Annotated in this window: 9 protein-coding genes; 1 reads left to right on the top strand and 8 read right to left on the bottom strand. The window is 71.3% G+C overall.

Going from position 1 to position 14,671, the window contains the following annotated elements:
• Positions 1-146 precede the first annotated feature (146 nt).
• The 8 genes from ACWGL3_RS16760 to eccD form a co-directional block, all read right to left on the bottom strand.
• Positions 147-506, bottom strand: coding sequence for a hypothetical protein (locus ACWGL3_RS16760; RefSeq protein ID WP_267945584.1), 360 nt, complete (start codon positions 504-506; stop codon positions 147-149).
• A gap of 48 nt (positions 507-554) precedes the next feature.
• A complete protein-coding gene (locus tag ACWGL3_RS16765) occupies positions 555-893 on the bottom strand; it encodes a YbaB/EbfC family nucleoid-associated protein (RefSeq protein ID WP_378554433.1) in 339 nt (112 codons plus the stop codon).
• Positions 784-4,089, bottom strand: a complete 3,306-nt coding sequence (locus ACWGL3_RS16770) for a hypothetical protein (protein ID WP_452461496.1) — start codon at positions 4,087-4,089, stop codon at positions 784-786. The genes ACWGL3_RS16765 and ACWGL3_RS16770 overlap by 110 nt, the downstream gene beginning before the upstream one ends.
• A gap of 32 nt (positions 4,090-4,121) precedes the next feature.
• A complete protein-coding gene (locus ACWGL3_RS16775) occupies positions 4,122-6,800 on the bottom strand; it encodes an AAA family ATPase (protein WP_452461497.1) in 2,679 nt (892 codons plus the stop codon).
• A 120-nt stretch (positions 6,801-6,920) separates the two neighbouring features.
• Positions 6,921-7,223, bottom strand: coding sequence for a WXG100 family type VII secretion target (locus tag ACWGL3_RS16780; RefSeq protein WP_267945581.1), 303 nt, complete (start codon positions 7,221-7,223; stop codon positions 6,921-6,923).
• A gap of 51 nt (positions 7,224-7,274) precedes the next feature.
• Complete coding sequence (locus ACWGL3_RS16785; RefSeq protein WP_267945580.1) at positions 7,275-7,601, bottom strand: WXG100 family type VII secretion target; 327 nt, start codon at positions 7,599-7,601, stop codon at positions 7,275-7,277.
• A gap of 22 nt (positions 7,602-7,623) precedes the next feature.
• Positions 7,624-9,069, bottom strand: a complete 1,446-nt coding sequence (eccB, locus tag ACWGL3_RS16790; RefSeq protein ID WP_267945579.1) for a type VII secretion protein EccB — start codon at positions 9,067-9,069, stop codon at positions 7,624-7,626.
• Position 9,070: 1 nt separating this feature from the next.
• A complete protein-coding gene (gene eccD / locus ACWGL3_RS16795) occupies positions 9,071-10,471 on the bottom strand; it encodes a type VII secretion integral membrane protein EccD (RefSeq protein ID WP_267945578.1) in 1,401 nt (466 codons plus the stop codon).
• 216 nt (positions 10,472-10,687) lie between these two features.
• Between eccD and eccCa the strand changes: the two genes are divergently transcribed.
• Entirely contained in the window at positions 10,688-14,659 is a 3,972-nt protein-coding gene (gene eccCa, locus ACWGL3_RS16800) for a type VII secretion protein EccCa (RefSeq protein ID WP_267945577.1), read from the top strand.
• Positions 14,660-14,671 lie beyond the last annotated feature (12 nt).

Raw genomic sequence — 14,671 nt, forward strand, 5'->3', positions numbered from 1 at the left:
GTGATCGCCGAGATCGCCGCGCTGGAGCGGGTCACGTCGGTCAAGGTCGAGTCGCGGGCCCCCCCCCGCCCCCCCCCCCCCCGGGGGGGGGGGCCCGGGGCGGCCGCGGGAACGGCCGCCCGGGGAGGTGGGGGTGGGGTCGGGGGTCACCGGCGTCCTCCGGGACCGCCCGGGGTGTCGACGTCCGGGACGTGATTCACATTGTCCTCTTCCGTACGGCCGAACTTCTCCTTGGTGCCGCCCAGGATGGCGCTCGTGTCCTGCGCCGCGATGACCACGAAGCCCATGTACTCCTCGATGGAGGTCCTGAGCACCCCCAGCGACTTGTCCATGTCGTTGGCGAACTTGTCGCCCTTGCCCCAGATGGTGGGGTCCTCCAGGGAAGCCAGTTCGCTGTTCAGCCACTGCTGGGTCTCTTGGGCGTACTCGGCCGCGTCGTTGACGCTCCAGCTGTTCCTGGCCATGCCGTCGAGATCGGCGAAGAAGCCGTCGCCGCGGTCCGTCATGTCCGTCTCCTCTTCTCGGTCCTCAGCCGCGGGTGCGGCGTGGAACGCCTACTGCCTCGGGTCGTCGGAGGGGATGCCCAGGCGGTCGAGCAGCTTGAGCGGGTCGAGGTCGCCGTTCATGATCTCCTGGGCGCCCGCCACGTCCGGCATGAAGGGGCTGTAGGCCTCCGTGACACGCTCGGCCATCTGGCTCCGCGCCTTGTTGACCACCTCGGTGATGGCGGCGGCCAGCTCGGTGGGGGCCATGTCCCGGTAGGCCTGGGTGTGGAACTTCAGCTCAACCAGTTCCCCCGTCGCGTCCACCTTCGCTCCCACGAGCCTGTTCTTCGCCACGACCTCTTCGGTTGCCGCCTCCAGGCTTGCGCTTGCGTCCACCAGCCGGTCCATCGTCTTGTGAAGCTGTGCCAGTTCCTCTTCCATCTGGCGTTGCATCTGTGAACTCATGCCGGGGTGTTCCCTTCTTGTTCTGGCCGGGGACGGGGCGTCCCAGTGCGGATCTCTGCGCGTCGGCCGTGGTGCCCCAGACCTTCTCGTCCTCGGAGAGCCAGGTGGAGCGCTGCCGGTCGCGGTTGTTGTCACCGCCACCGCCACCGCCGCCCATGCCGCCGCCCATCATGGGGGGCATCATCGGCATGCCGCCCATGCCCCCCATGCCGCCGGCGCCTGTACCCGCACCCGCGCCCCCGGCGCCGGGCTGGCCGTTCAGCCCTCCCGCGCCGCCGAGCCCGCCGAGGCCGCCTGCGGTGCCCTGTCCGCCGGAGGCCCCGTTGGGGCCGCCCGCCGTGTACTGCGTGCCGTCGGGGTTGGCGAACAACGAGGAGCGGTCGGAGCTGTCAGGCGAGCCCGGGCCGTCACTGGAGTAGGGGCTGGGTTCGAGGCCGCCGTAGTTGAGGCCGATGTCGTCGGGCGCCAGCGGCGGCGGCAGGATCTCCGGGATCGGTCCTTCCGGGATGCCGCCGCTGTCCGTGATCGGCTCCCCGGTCTCGGGGTCGATCGGGTAGGGCTGGCCGGTGAGCGGGTCGATGACGTAGGGCTCGCCGGTGACCGGGTTGATCGGTACGTCCTCCCCGGTGCCGGGGCCGTTGAGCCCCAGGTCCGCCGGCGGCGGTGGAGGCTGCAGCACGTAGTCGTCGTCGTTGGAGGTTCCGGGGCCGTTGAGCCCGAGGTCGGGCGGGGGAGCGGGCACGTTGAAGTCGTAGTCGGTCGGCAGCCCGGTCGACGGGTCGATGCCGACCGGTTGTCCGGTGACGGTGTCGATGGGCAGGACCTGCCCGGTCTCGGAGTCGTAGTTGATGGGCAGGCCGGTGTCGGGGTTGTACGGCAGGCCGGTTCCGGGGTCGACGGGGAAGGGCTCGCCGGTCTCGGGGTTGAGCGGGAGCCCTGTCGCCGGGTCGAACTCCAGGGAGCTCCCGGTCTCCCCGATGGGGAGCGGCTGTCCGGTGACGGGGTCGACGGGGAGCGGTTCTCCGGTGACGGGGTCGATGGGCAGGACCTGCCCGGTCTGGGGGACGAAGTTGATGGGCAGGCCGGTGTCGGGGTTGAAGGGCCGACCGGTCTCGGGGTCGATGGGGTAGGGCTCGCCGGTCTCGGGGTTGAGCGGGAGCCCTGTCGCCGGGTCGAACTCCAGGGAGCTCCCGGTCTCCCCGATGGGGAGCGGTTCTCCGGTGACGGGGTCGATGGGCAGGACCTGCCCGGTCTGGGGATCGAAGTTGATGGGCAGGCCGGTGTCGGGGTTGAAGGGCAGGCCGCTCTCGGGGTCGATGGGGTAGGGCTCGCCGGTCTCGGGGTTGAGCGGGAGCCCTGTCGCCGGATCGCGCTCCAGGGAGCCGTTGTAGCCTGCCGGACCGCCGCGGCCGCTTCCCGGGCCGTTGAGCCCGAGGTTCGGGGGCGGGGGCGGGGGGATGAAGGGCCCGTTCATGCCGGGGTCGCTGCCGCCGCCCTGGCCGGGGCCGTTGAGGCCGAGGTCGTTCGGGGGCGGCGGGGGCGGGGGCATGAGGGGACCGTTGTCGCCCCCCTGGCCGAAGCCGGGGCCGTTGAGGCCGAGGTTCGGAGGAGGCGGGGGGAGCGTGACGGGGCCGCCGGCCCCCTCGGGACCGCCGATCCCCTCGGGTCCGCCGTTGCCGGGGCCGTTGAGGCCCAGGTCCGGTGTGAACGGCGGCGGGCCGCCGAGACCCTCGGGGCCGCCCTGGCCGGGGCCGTTGAGGCCGAGGTCGTTCGGGGGCGGCGGGGGCGGCGGCAGGATCTCGTTGTTCCCGGGGCCGTCGCCGCCGGTGCCGGGGCCGTTGTACGGGAGCTGCGGGGGAGGCGGCGGCGGTGGCGGCGGGGGAGGCGGAGGACCTGGCATGTCCTCCTCGTCCCAGCCGCTGAAGGGGTTGTCGATCTCCCAGTCGTCGAACGGGTTGTCGATCTCCCAGTCGTCGAACGGGTTCTCGGGGCCGCCTCCGCCACCGGGGCCGGGACCGGGGCCGGGGCCCGTCGGCGTCTCCGTCGGGAGCGAGGTGGGAACCTCGATGCGCGGCAGGACGTCGTTGACGCTCTTGTAGTAGAGCGCCATGTTGTCGCGCAGTTCGTTGACGGTCTCGTAGACCCCCTTGTAGTGGTCCCGGAACCTCTGGTACAGCGTGTTGTTGATGTTGTCCTGGGTGGCCTGGTCGCCGGGGATGCCCATCACCGGCTCCCCGCCGGGCGGCCCGTTGTTGATCAGGACCTGGAACTGGTCCCGCTCCGGGTTGAACGTCTCCGTCCCCGCGGAGGTGTGGAAATACCAGGTGTCGAGGACGCCCTGGACGGTGCCGCCCGTGCCTTTGAGGGCTTCGCTCACCGCCTTGGCGAGCCCGCTGGTACCGGGCTTCAGGCTCTCCCTGAGATCCCCCAGCTGCTTCGTGTAATCGGGGATCTTGTCGTAGACCACGGTCATCCGGTACGCCAGGTCCTTGAGGCGGTACTGGTACGCCGCCGCGGCCGAGCCCTGCATGGGCCCGTCGGGGGTGTCGATCTCCTTCCAGAGCTTGTTCAGGCTGCCGCCCCCCTCCCCGTCGATGTAGGGGGCCAGCTTGTCGCGCAGGTTGTTCAGGTCGTCGATGGTGTTCTGCAGCCGCCTGAGGTCCCAGCTGGTGGACACCAGCTTGTTCGCCTCGTAGTCGGCGACGTGGGCCAGGTTGCTCAGCTGCTGGCGGAACGTGTCCTGCGGGGGGGCTCCCTCCTCGTGCAGGCTCTCCTTGCCATCGCTGAGGGTCTTCTCACCCCACAGGTGTCTCTGCATCGTGTAGCCCGCGTAGTCGATGCCGTAGGTCTCGTAGGAGTAGCCGTAACCGCTGGGCGTCGACATGTAGGCAGTGTAGTAGTCCCGGTAGCTCCACCAGCGGTCCATCTCGTGGCCGCCGTAATTCCAGGAGAAACCGGTGAAGGGGTTGGTGTTCTCGTGGAAGTGGTAGCGCCCGTCGGCGACCCAGGGGTCCTTGGTGACCGTGTCGATGCCGACCATCGGCGGATAGGAGCCCCCTTCGTCGCTGTCGGCGAAGATGTTCATGAGCTCGTGCAGTGGTTGGTCCGGAAGGTCTTCCAGTTCTCTTTCCGGCGGCATGTTCCCCTCCTTCTATGGATCGCGCCTCGGGGCTAGGCCTCGCTACTGTCCTCGTCCGTGTCCTGGTCGTTCCCGCCGCCGCCACCGCCGCCGCCACCGCCGCCGCCGCCACCGCCGCCGCCCGAACTGCTCTGGCTCGGGTACATCAGGTTGAAGATCTCCTGGGCGGTGAGGCTCTGCTCGTCCTCGAGGTCGGCGAAGACGATGAGGTTCTCCGAGAGCCTGTCCTCGATCTGGACCAGCTCCGTCTGCAAGCCGTCGAGGAACTGGTAGATGCTGTTCAGCGAGGAGTCGATCTTCGAGCCGAGGGTTCCGGCCTCCGTGAGGATGGAGGGGTTCCCGAGCCTCTGGTAACTGCCTTCGCCTCCGTACACGGAGAAGTCGGTGACCAGATAGGCGATCTCGTCCTGGAGGGGGGACACGATCTGGGAGCGGAAATCCTTGATCCGTTGGAGGTCGATCTTGGTGCCCTTGTCACCGTTGTCGCCTCTGGTGTCATTGGTCCCGCCGGTGTCGCCCTCTCCCTCTCCTTCTCCCTCTCCTTCTTCCTCCTCTTCCTCCTCTTCCTCTTCTTCTCCCTCGCCTTCTCCTTCTTCCTCTTCTTCTTCCTCTTCCTCCTCTTCTTCTTCCTCTTCCTCCTCCTCTTCTTCTTCCTCCTCCTCTTCCTCTTCTTCTCCCTCGCCTTCTCCTTCTTCCTCCTCTTCGTCCTCGGATTCTTCGTCTTCGGGGTTTTCCTCTTCGTCCCCGGGCTGCTCTTCCTCGTCCTCGCCCCCGGCGCCGTTCCCGCTGCCCTCGCCTTCGGTGTCCTCCTCGGGCCTGTCGGAGGTGACCGCGACGGGGGGCTCGGTGATGTGGGCCGGATCCGTCGGTATCGGGTCATCGCCGGGCGTTTCGTTCCCCGGCCCCGGCCCCGGTTCCAGACGACTCAGATTCTCGTCGGGGGTGTCATCCGGTGCCGTTTCCTCCGGCTCGCCTGGGGTGTCGCCCGTCTCCGTGACAGGGGGCTCGGTCACCTCGACCGGTTCCAGGGGCACCGGCTCCTCGCCGGTGCCGTCGCCTCCCGGCCGGTCCCCGCCGGGGGTCTCCTGCTCGCCGGGAGTGTTGCCCACTACCGGAGGCGGGGTGGCGCCCACGGGAACGCCGGGCGTCCCGCTGCCCGGGTCGGTCGCGCCGGGGCGGTTGCTCTCCACGTGCTCGGGGGAGTCCTCCTCGCCGGGTCCGTCGCCGCCGGGCCGGTCGCCGCCGGGCCGGTTCCCGCCTTCTTCGTCCTGACCGGGCCGGTCGCCGCCGGGCCGGTTCCCGCCTTCTTCGTCCTGACCGGGCCGGTCGCCGCCGGGGCGGTCCCCGCCTTCTTCGTCCTGACCGGGCCGGTCGCCGCCGGGGCGGTCCCCGCCTTCTTCGTCCTCGCCGGGCCGGTCGCCTCCCGGCCGGTCGGGGCCGTCACCGCTCTCGTCGCCTCCCGGCCGGTCCCCGCCGGGGGTCTCCTCCTCGCCGGGTTCGTCGCCGCCGGGCCGGTCCTCCCCCTCTTCCCCCTCTTCGTCCTCGTCCTTCTCGGAGATGGTGATCAGGCCGGTCTCGGGGTCGACCTCCACATTCCCGTCACCGGGGTCGAAGGTCACCTCGCCGGTCTCGGGGTCGAGGGTGAGCTTCAGGTCGCCGACCTCGATCGTGGTCGGCAGAGACTCCCCGTCCTCGCTCGCGCGGGACGTCTCGATCTCGACGGTGCCCTCGGCCGGGTCGATGGTCAGACCCAGGTTCCCGGTCTCGACCGTGAGCGGCGCCGCCTCGGGGTCGAGGGGCACGTTCCGGTCGCCGGGCTCGATGCTGATCGTGTTGGTGTCCGGGTCCAGGACGAACTTCAGCTCGCCCGCCTCGACGGTGGTGACGGCCGTCTCGGGGTCCAGGGTCACGACCGGCGCCCCGGGGATCTCGGAGTCGTTCTCGCCGAAGGCGGGGTCGTCGGCGTCGGCGGAGATGGGCTCCACACCGGTGATCGGTTCCCCGGCCGGGTCCCGTTCCGACTCGTACAGCTCTCCCCGCTCCACCTCGGAGCGGGTCTCCAGGGGGGCGTCGCTGAGGGCGGCGGCTTCCTGAAGCGGCTCCGCGGGCAGCTGCGGGGTCATCGCCTCGAAGGACTGGGGCTCCATCGGCGCCAGCGCCTCCGTCGCCTCCGCCCGCTGGAAGGGCTCCGCGAGAACGGTGGACTCAGGGGCGGTCGTCTCCCCCTCGGGGACGGACTCCGCGTTGGCGGGCACCCCGACGGAGGCGATCGTCGGTTCGAGGGGAAGGGCCGGGGTCCCCTGCATCACCGGTGTGAAATGGCTCTCCGCGTGGAGCGTTTCGCCGGAGACGTCCCCGGCGGGGGCGGACACGGCGACGACGTGCTCGGTGTCCTGCCCTGGGAACACGTGCGGGGAGGCGGTGTCCCCTGCCTGCTGCGCGCCGAACAGCATCACGCCGTCGTTGCCGATGTTCACCCTGGAGTCGCCCGGGTCGAGCACGGCCTCCTGGGTGGAGGTGTCCACCTCGACCGAGGAGCCTGCGTGTCTCAGCAGAAGCAGCCCGCTGGTCAGGTCCACGCTGATCGGGGCGGATTCCGACCGGTTCGTGGTGGTGCTCTGCTCCTCGAGGAGGGCGGCCTCCTCGGTCTCGGTCGGGTCCGGCTCCTCTCCGGAGAGGGCAGCACGGAAGTCGAAGAGGGGGGGCTCCACGTCAGGACCTCCTCACCGCCCACAGGGCGGTCGTTCGTCGGGTTGTCGGGGGTGGGGGATGGGGTGGGGCGGGCGCCCTGAGGGAGTGGTGGGCCGCCCGCCCCGGGGAGGGGGAGTGGACTACAGGAGCGCTTGCCAGTTCATGGCCTCGCGCCCGTCGGTGGAGGAGTAGTTGTTGCGGATCTCGTTGAGGGCGGTCTCCGCCTTGTTCAGAAGAACCTGCATGTCGGCGACGTTGGCCCGCCACGAAGCGACCTTGCGGTCGTACTCCGTGGCCATGGCGCCGTCGAGCTCCGCCTTGACCGTCTGCATCTGGGCGTCGAGCGCCTCGATCTGGTTCTGTACGGCCTGCGTCTGGGTGCGCAGCTCGTTGGTGGCCTCGTCGACGTAGGCGTAGCTGACGTCGAAACCGTTGATGGTCATGGTCTCGCCTTCCGGAGGGGGACTCGTGCGTGTGGGAGCGGTCGGCAGGCCTCAGCCGGACTGGTTCGGGTTGAGCTCGTTCATCCACCGCGAACCGGTGATGACGGCCGCGTCCTCCGTGGCGTGCATGGCGTGGACGGTGCCGCCGAAGGTGCCGATCATCTGGTTCATGTCGTTGGTGATGAGCCGCAGCTCCTCCAGCCAGCCGACGACCGCCTCGCTGTACTTGTTGGAGGCCGCGCCCTGCCAGGACATGCGCAGTTTGTCACGCGTGTTGTCCACGTTGGTGTAGATGGTGTTGCACTGGCTGTGGGCCTCGGTCATCGCCTCCTGGGCGATGCGCTCGGCCTCGTCTGTAGTCCTTGTCCTCTGGTTCACAGGCTCTCCTCGGGTCGTTCCATCAGGGGCATCCGGCGTCCTCGACCATCGACGAGGACGCCAGGGGGAGGGCGGCTGCTTCCGGGTCGAGTACCGGACCGGAGGGCAGCAGCCTCAGGAGGGAGGTCGGGACGGGGACGGCCTGGGCCGTCTCGTACCCGAGGGCGGTCAGGGCGGCATCGTCGACCACCGGGTACTTGGCCGCGCTGTCGGTGACGAGGTAGTGGGTGGTGGCGGCAGCGCCGCCGCCCACCGGCTGGGCGGCGGCGACCGTGCCCCGGCCGGAGGCGATGCCCACCAGGTCGGGGGTCGGGCACCCGGGGACGATGCCGGGCCGCTCCTGCACCGGCCACGCCTCCACCCCGGCGGGGTCGTCCATGGTCAGCGACAGCGAGCCGTCGGGGGCCAGCCGCAGGCACGGCACGCCCGCGCCGACGCCCACCAGCTCCGGCGGGGCGCCCGGGTGGCGCTCCTCGCGCGGGGCGGGGCCGTCGGAGAGCCGGGTGTGCGCCTCGCCGGCGGGCAGGGGCAGCGCCTCGGCGGGGGCGTCGGGGTAGGCGGCGCCCGAGATGTCCGGGTTGGCGAGCAACAGCAGTGCCTGCGTCACGGAGAGAGGCACCAGGCCGTCCCGGGTGAGCAGGTAGTGCTGGTCCCCCTGCCCGGGGGTGGACACCGCGAACACCTGTCCCACCTGCCGGGGCCCGCCCGCCAGCTCGCCCGCGTCCTCACCGGCGCCCGGGACCTCGGGCGCGGTCAGGTCCGGGCCGGTGGGCACGGTGTTGAGGAAGGCGGCGGTGACGGGCAGGGCGTCGCTCGTCCCGTAGCCGAGGGCCTGGACGGCGCCGCCCTCCTCGTCCAGGCGCAGGCGGGTGCCGTTCCACAGCAGCTGCGGAGCCCCGTCCGGCCCGGAGACCAGGACCGCCTGCTCGGCGGAGGGCGGGGTGGGCTCCGGGGCGTCGCCGACGACCAGGGCGGTGCGGCCCCGCTCGTCCTCCTCGCCCTCGGGCGGCAGCGCGCACACCCGCCAGACCGCCTCCTCCAGGCCCGCTTCGGTGGGAAGGGAGTCGGGCGCGGCGGCGATGCCCACGGGGCCGCCCACGGGCACGCCTTCCAGGGACCGGGCCGAGACCAGGCTCACGGCGGCGTCGGCGCCCTGGACCAGGCGGGCGGAGGCGCCGTTGGCCACGGGGCGCAGCACCCCGGCCGAGTACATGTAGGAGGCCCCGGTGTCGCGGTCCACGATCAGCCGGCCCTCCTGGCGCCAGCTGGTGGCGCCTCCGGGGAAGATGAGGCCGAACACGAGGAAGCCGATGCACAGCACCACGCCGATCGCGATGCCGATGTAGGTGCCGGTACGGGTGCGGCGCATGGGGGCGTCGACCGCGTCGGGGTCGCCCTCCAGCATGGCCGTGCCCAGTCGGCCCACGGTGAAGTTGTGGGCCATCACCCTGTCGCGACGTGACTGCATGTCAGCCGCCGATTCCGCGCAGGAGCGAGAACACGCCGAAGATCGCCAGTACCAGGGGCACGATGGCCACCGTCAGCAGCGACTGGATGATCTCGGCGGCCCGGCCCCAGTGGGGCAGCGGCCGTGTGCCCGGCAGGTTCCAGGACACCACCGCCAGGATCGCGGAGGCGGCGAACAGGCCCACCATGGCGAGGGTGCGGGGCAGGGGGTCGGCCGTCCACACCACGACCAGGACCAGTGCGGTCAGCCCGATCCAGGGCGGCGCGACCACGTAGGACCGCTGCCAGGCGCTGGCCAGACCGCGTGACTGGAGCAGCATCACCAGCGACACGATCACGCACAGGGTGATCGGCACCCACCCGGGGGTGGCGCCGAGCACGACCAGGCAGACCGTCAGGACGGCGCCGGTGGCGGCGTACAGGGCGGTCTGGAACCGGTCGGCGAGCTCGGCGCGGTCCAGGACCCCGCGCGCGGGGTAGGGGTCGATGCCCTCCTGGAGCTGGTCGGGGTTGGAGGGCAGCGGCGGCAGTTTCAGACCGGAGAGGCGGAAGGCCAGCTGGGGGGCGAACGTGCCCAGCAGCAGCGCGATGAGCGCCACCAGGGCCGCCACGGCCGGGACCGTGGCGCCGGGGATGAACATCAGGGAAAGCGCGCCCAGCGCGCACAGCACCTCGGCGGTGAACAGGCCGGCGAAGAAGGGCACGGAGCCCGCCACGGCCGCCAGGCCGAGCACGCTGGCCCCGGCGGCGGTCACCGCTCCCGTCAGGACCCGCGCCCCGATCAGCGCGGTGCCGGGGTCCCCCGAGGGCACGGACGCGCCGGCCACCGCCATGTACAGGGTGGCCGCCGCGGCCAGGCCGGTGGCGGCGGCCAGGTCGCCCATGGCGCGCGAGGCCGCCCAGGCCGACAGCAGCATGAGGAGCGACGAGCAGGCCGCCGACACCGCGGTCAGGAGGCCGGGGCCGCCGCTGACCAGGACGGCCAGGCCGGTGAACAGGACCACCAGCCCGAGCGACTGGAGCAGGACGCGCGTGGCCTCGGGGCGCCACCGGTCGGCGCGCTCGCTCATGCCGGTGGCGACGCCGTCGGTCAGGTCGTCGAAGTGCACCGGCGGCAGCTGGTCGCGGCGGGGGCGCAGGTAGAGGGTCTCGCCGTGGCAGAGTCCCAGGGAGCGGAGGGTCTCGTCCTCTTCCAGGGGCTCGTCGCCCAGTTGCTGGAGGACCCAGCCGTCGTGCTCCAGGCCGCTCTCGTCCAGGTCCTCGCCGTTGTCGCCCTCGGCGTAGAGCACGAGGGTGGGCAGGATCTCGGAGAGGGGGACCTCTGTGGGCGCCGCGATCTCGAAGGAGCGCTCGGGAGCGCGGATCAGGAGCCGGCACAGGTCAGGGGAGGCGACATCGTTCATCCGGTGGGGCCCATCATGAGGCAGGGTCGTGACAGGGGTGGAAGTGACGGTAACACTCCGACGACCCATTTTGGAGGTGTGTTGTTTTAAATTTTGGTGTCTGTCACTTTAGTTGGCAACGGTAGTGTTCTGCTTCCGGCGTTCGGTTCCGGACGCCGGTTACGGTCCCCGTTCCGGACCGCCCCCGCTGTTCCCTGCAAGGGAGGACCCCGTCCTGTGAGTACGATCCTCGTCCGCCGTCCCCCGCGGCGCCCCGGGCCGGACCTGCCCTCGGGCGAGGTCAGCCTTCAGGAGCCACCGGAGCTGCCGGAACCACAGGCCAGCGCCTCCTCGGTGTTCACCTACCTGCCGATGGCCATGACCTCGTTGGCGATGATGATGATGATCATCCGCCCCGGGAGCATGATGGGTGGCGGCGGGGGCAACAGCATCATGCCCTATCTGGCGGGCGGGATGATGCTCGTGGGCGCCGTGGTGATGCTCGGCGGCCAGTACCTGCGCACCCTGCTGGAGCGCCGCCGCCAGCTCAACGACGACCGCCGGGACTACCTGCGCTACCTCAAGCAGATGCGCACCCGCCTGCGGGGGGTGGTCACCGAGCAGCGCGACGCGATGCTCTGGCGGGCGCCCCACCCCGACGCCCTGTGGTCGATCGTGCGCACCTCCCGGCTGTGGGAGCGCAGGGGGACCGACGACGACTTCGCCGAGGCGCGCATGGCCGTCGGCGAGCAGGCGCTGTCCATGACGATCTCCCCGGTCTCCTCCAAGCCGGTGGAGGACCTCGAACCCCTCAGCGCCCACGCGCTGCGCCGCTTCATCCGCGCCTACGGAACCGTCGAGGACCAGCCGGTCCAGATCTACCTGCGCGGGTACTCCCGCATCACCATGCGCGGCGACCTGGACGCCAGCCGCGGCCTCGTCCGCGCCCTCATCGGCCAGCTCACCGTCTTCCACGCCCACGACGAGCTGCGCGTGGCCGTGTGCGCCTCCGAGGAGAACCTGGCCCTGTGGTCGTGGACCAAGTGGCTGCCCCACACCCAGCACCCCACCGCCCGTGACGGCGCGGGCCAGGCCCGGCTGCTGTGCACGGACGCGATGGACCTCGAACAGCTCGTCCCGGATCTGGCCGACCGTCCCCGCTTCGACCCCACCGAGACCCCCAGCCGCGAGGAGCCCTTCACCGTCATCGTCGTGGACGGCGGGCGCATCCCCCCGGGGTCGCGCATGCTGGGCGGCGGCTACCGCAACGCCGTCGTCGTCGACGTCGCCGACCCGATGCCCCCCGAGGACGACCCCTACACCCTGGCCCTGCGGGTGGAGACCGAGCGCCTGGTGATGCTCTCCCGCGACCACAGCGGCCGCGACGTCGAGGAGGTGCTGGGCCGGCCGGACTCCCTGAGCCTGTCCCGCGCCACCTCCCTGGGCCGCCTGCTCTCGCCCTACCGGATCGGCATGGTCGTCGAGGTCACCGAGCCCCTCACGACCGACTTCGAGCTGACCGCGCTCCTGGGCATCCCCGACCTGCACCGGCACGACACCGAACGCATGTGGAGCGAGCTGCACGAGAAGGACCGGCTGCGCGTGCCCATCGGCATGAACTCCGACGGCGCGCCGCTGGAGCTGGACCTCAAGGAGTCCGCGCTGGGCGGCATGGGCCCGCACGGCATGCTCATCGGCGCCACCGGCTCGGGCAAGAGCGAGCTGCTGCGCACCCTGGTGCTCGGCCTGGCCCTGACCCACTCCCCCGAGACCCTCAACTTCGTGCTCGTCGACTTCAAGGGCGGCGCCACCTTCATCGGCCTCGACCAGCTCCAGCACACCTCCGCGCTCATCACCAACCTCGCCGACGAGGCCATCCTGGTCGAGCGCATGCAGGACGCCCTGCACGGCGAACTGGTCCGCCGGCAGGAGCAGCTGCGCTCCGCGGGCAACTTCAGCTCCGCACTGGAGTACGAGAGGGCCCGCGAGACCAACCCCGGCATGGAGCCGATGCCCACGCTGTTCGTGGTCGTCGACGAGTTCAGCGAGCTGCTGGCCGCCCACCGCGACTTCATGGACCTGTTCGTCATGATCGGCCGCCTGGGCCGCAGCCTCGGCGTCCACCTGCTGCTGGCCTCCCAGCGCCTGGACGAGGGCCGTATGCACCAGCTGGAGGGCCACCTGTCCTACCGGATCGCGCTGCGCACCTTCTCCGCCATCGAGAGTCGCGGGGTGCTCGGCGTCCCCGACGCCCACCAGCTCCCCTCGGCTCCCGGCAACGGCTACCTCAAGACCGACACCGAGACCCTCACCCGCTTCAAGGCCGCCTACGTCTCCGGGCCCTACCGCGTCAAGCGCCGCGCCGCCCGCAGGAACACGGTCGGCGGCGAGGTGGTGCTCTTCACCGACACCCCCGTGGACGCGACCGCTCCCGAACCCGAGGAGCCCGAGGTCCAGGAGGAGGAGACCGGCGAGTCCCTCCTCGCGACCGCGCTGGAGCGGATGGACGGCCTCGGCCCCGCGGCCCGAGAGGTGTGGCTGCCCCCGCTGGAGGTGCCACCGCTCGTGGACGAGCTGCTCGCCATGGTCGGCACCCGCCTGCCCGCAGGAGGCCTGGCCTGGACGAAGGAGACGGTCCTGCGCGTGCCGCTGGGGATCATCGACCGCCCCTTCGAGCACAGGCGCCTGCCCCTGGTGGCGGACCTGTCCGGGGCCGGCGGACACGTCGGCATCGCGGGCGGCCCCCAGAGCGGCAAGAGCACCATGCTGGCCACGTTCATCCTCACCCTGGCGGTGTGCAACACCCCCGCCCAGGTCCAGTTCTACGGGATCGACTGCGGCGGCGGCGTGCTGACCGCGCTCAAGGACCTGCCGCACGTGGGCAGCGTCGTCACGCGCACCGACGAGCGGCGCATCACCCGCACCATCATGGAGATGAACGAGATCCTCACCAAGCGTGAGGTCTTCTTCGCCGAGAACGGCATCGACTCCATGGGCACCTACCGCAGGCGCCGCTCCGCCGGGGAGTTCGCCGACCAGCCCCACGGCGACGTCTTCTTCGTCATCGACGGCTGGGGCACGATCCGCCAGGACTACGCGGATCTGGTGGGCCCCATCGTCCAGCTCGTGCAGCGCGGCCTCAACTACGGCGTGCACGTGGTGGTCGCCTCCCCCCGCTGGGCCGACTTCCACACCGCCGTCCGCGACCTCATGGGCACCCGCTTCGAGCTGCGCATGGGCGACCCCGTGGACTCCATGGTCCACATGCGCGCCGCGCAGACCGTCCCCCGCGTGCCCGGCCGCGGTATCACCGACACCAAGCACCACCTGCTCACCGGTCTGCCCCGCGCCGACGGGGACGCCGACTCGGTCACGCTGTCCGAGGGCATGGGCGAACTCGTCGAGCGCGTGCGCGCGGCCTGGGACGGGCCGTCCGCCCCGGCGGTGCGCACCCTGCCCCCGATCCTGCACGCCCGGGAGCTGCCCGCCTCCGAGCTCACCCAGATGGGCGGTCTCAAGGTGCCCATGGGGCTGGAGAGTCGCCGGATGCAGCCGTTCTGGCACGACTTCGGCGTCACACCGCACCTGCTCGTGGTCGGCGACACCGAGACGGGCAAGACCACGCTGCTGCGCCACATCACCAACGCGATCCGCAGCCACTACGGCCCCACCACCGCCCGGGTCGTGCTCGCCGACCAGCGCCGCCAGCTCTACGACGCCGTGCCCACGGACATGCAGCTCGGCTACGCGGTCTCGGGCGACAACGTCAAGGAGATGATGGCCGCCGCCGCGCAGGCCATGAAGGCGCGGCTGCCCGGGCCCGACGTCACCCCCGACCGCATCCGCAAGCGCGACTGGTGGACCGGCCCCGAGCTGTTCGTCCTCATCGACGACTTCGAGATGGTCTCCGGAAGCGGCCCCAACCCCCTGACCCCGCTCCTGCCGATGCTCAGCCAGGGTGCGGAGATCGGCCTGCACGTGGTTCTCGTGCATGCCGCGGGCGGTTTCAGCCGGGCCTCCGGCGACCCGGTCATCCGGACGCTCATCGACTCCAACACGCCCAGCATCATGCTGTCCGCCCCGCCCTCGGAGGGCATGCTGTTCGGCAACATCCGTGCGCGCACGATGGCCCCCGGCCGCGCCCTGTGGATCGCGCGCCGCGACCCCGTGGAGGTCCAGTTGGCCATCGCCGAGGGCGCCGAGGACTGAGCCCCGCGACCG

The organism is Nocardiopsis sp. NPDC055824, assembly GCF_053616335.1.

Coding starts and splice junctions, on each gene's coding strand:
- ACWGL3_RS16780 (WP_267945581.1), bottom strand. CDS start 7,223: ATGACCATCAACGGTTTCGACGTCAGCTACGCCTACGTCGACGAGGCC.
- eccB (WP_267945579.1), bottom strand. CDS start 9,069: ATGCAGTCACGTCGCGACAGGGTGATGGCCCACAACTTCACCGTGGGC.
- ACWGL3_RS16760 (WP_267945584.1), bottom strand. CDS start 506: ATGACGGACCGCGGCGACGGCTTCTTCGCCGATCTCGACGGCATGGCC.
- ACWGL3_RS16765 (WP_378554433.1), bottom strand. CDS start 893: ATGGACCGGCTGGTGGACGCAAGCGCAAGCCTGGAGGCGGCAACCGAA.
- eccD (WP_267945578.1), bottom strand. CDS start 10,471: ATGAACGATGTCGCCTCCCCTGACCTGTGCCGGCTCCTGATCCGCGCT.
- ACWGL3_RS16770 (WP_452461496.1), bottom strand. CDS start 4,089: ATGCCGCCGGAAAGAGAACTGGAAGACCTTCCGGACCAACCACTGCAC.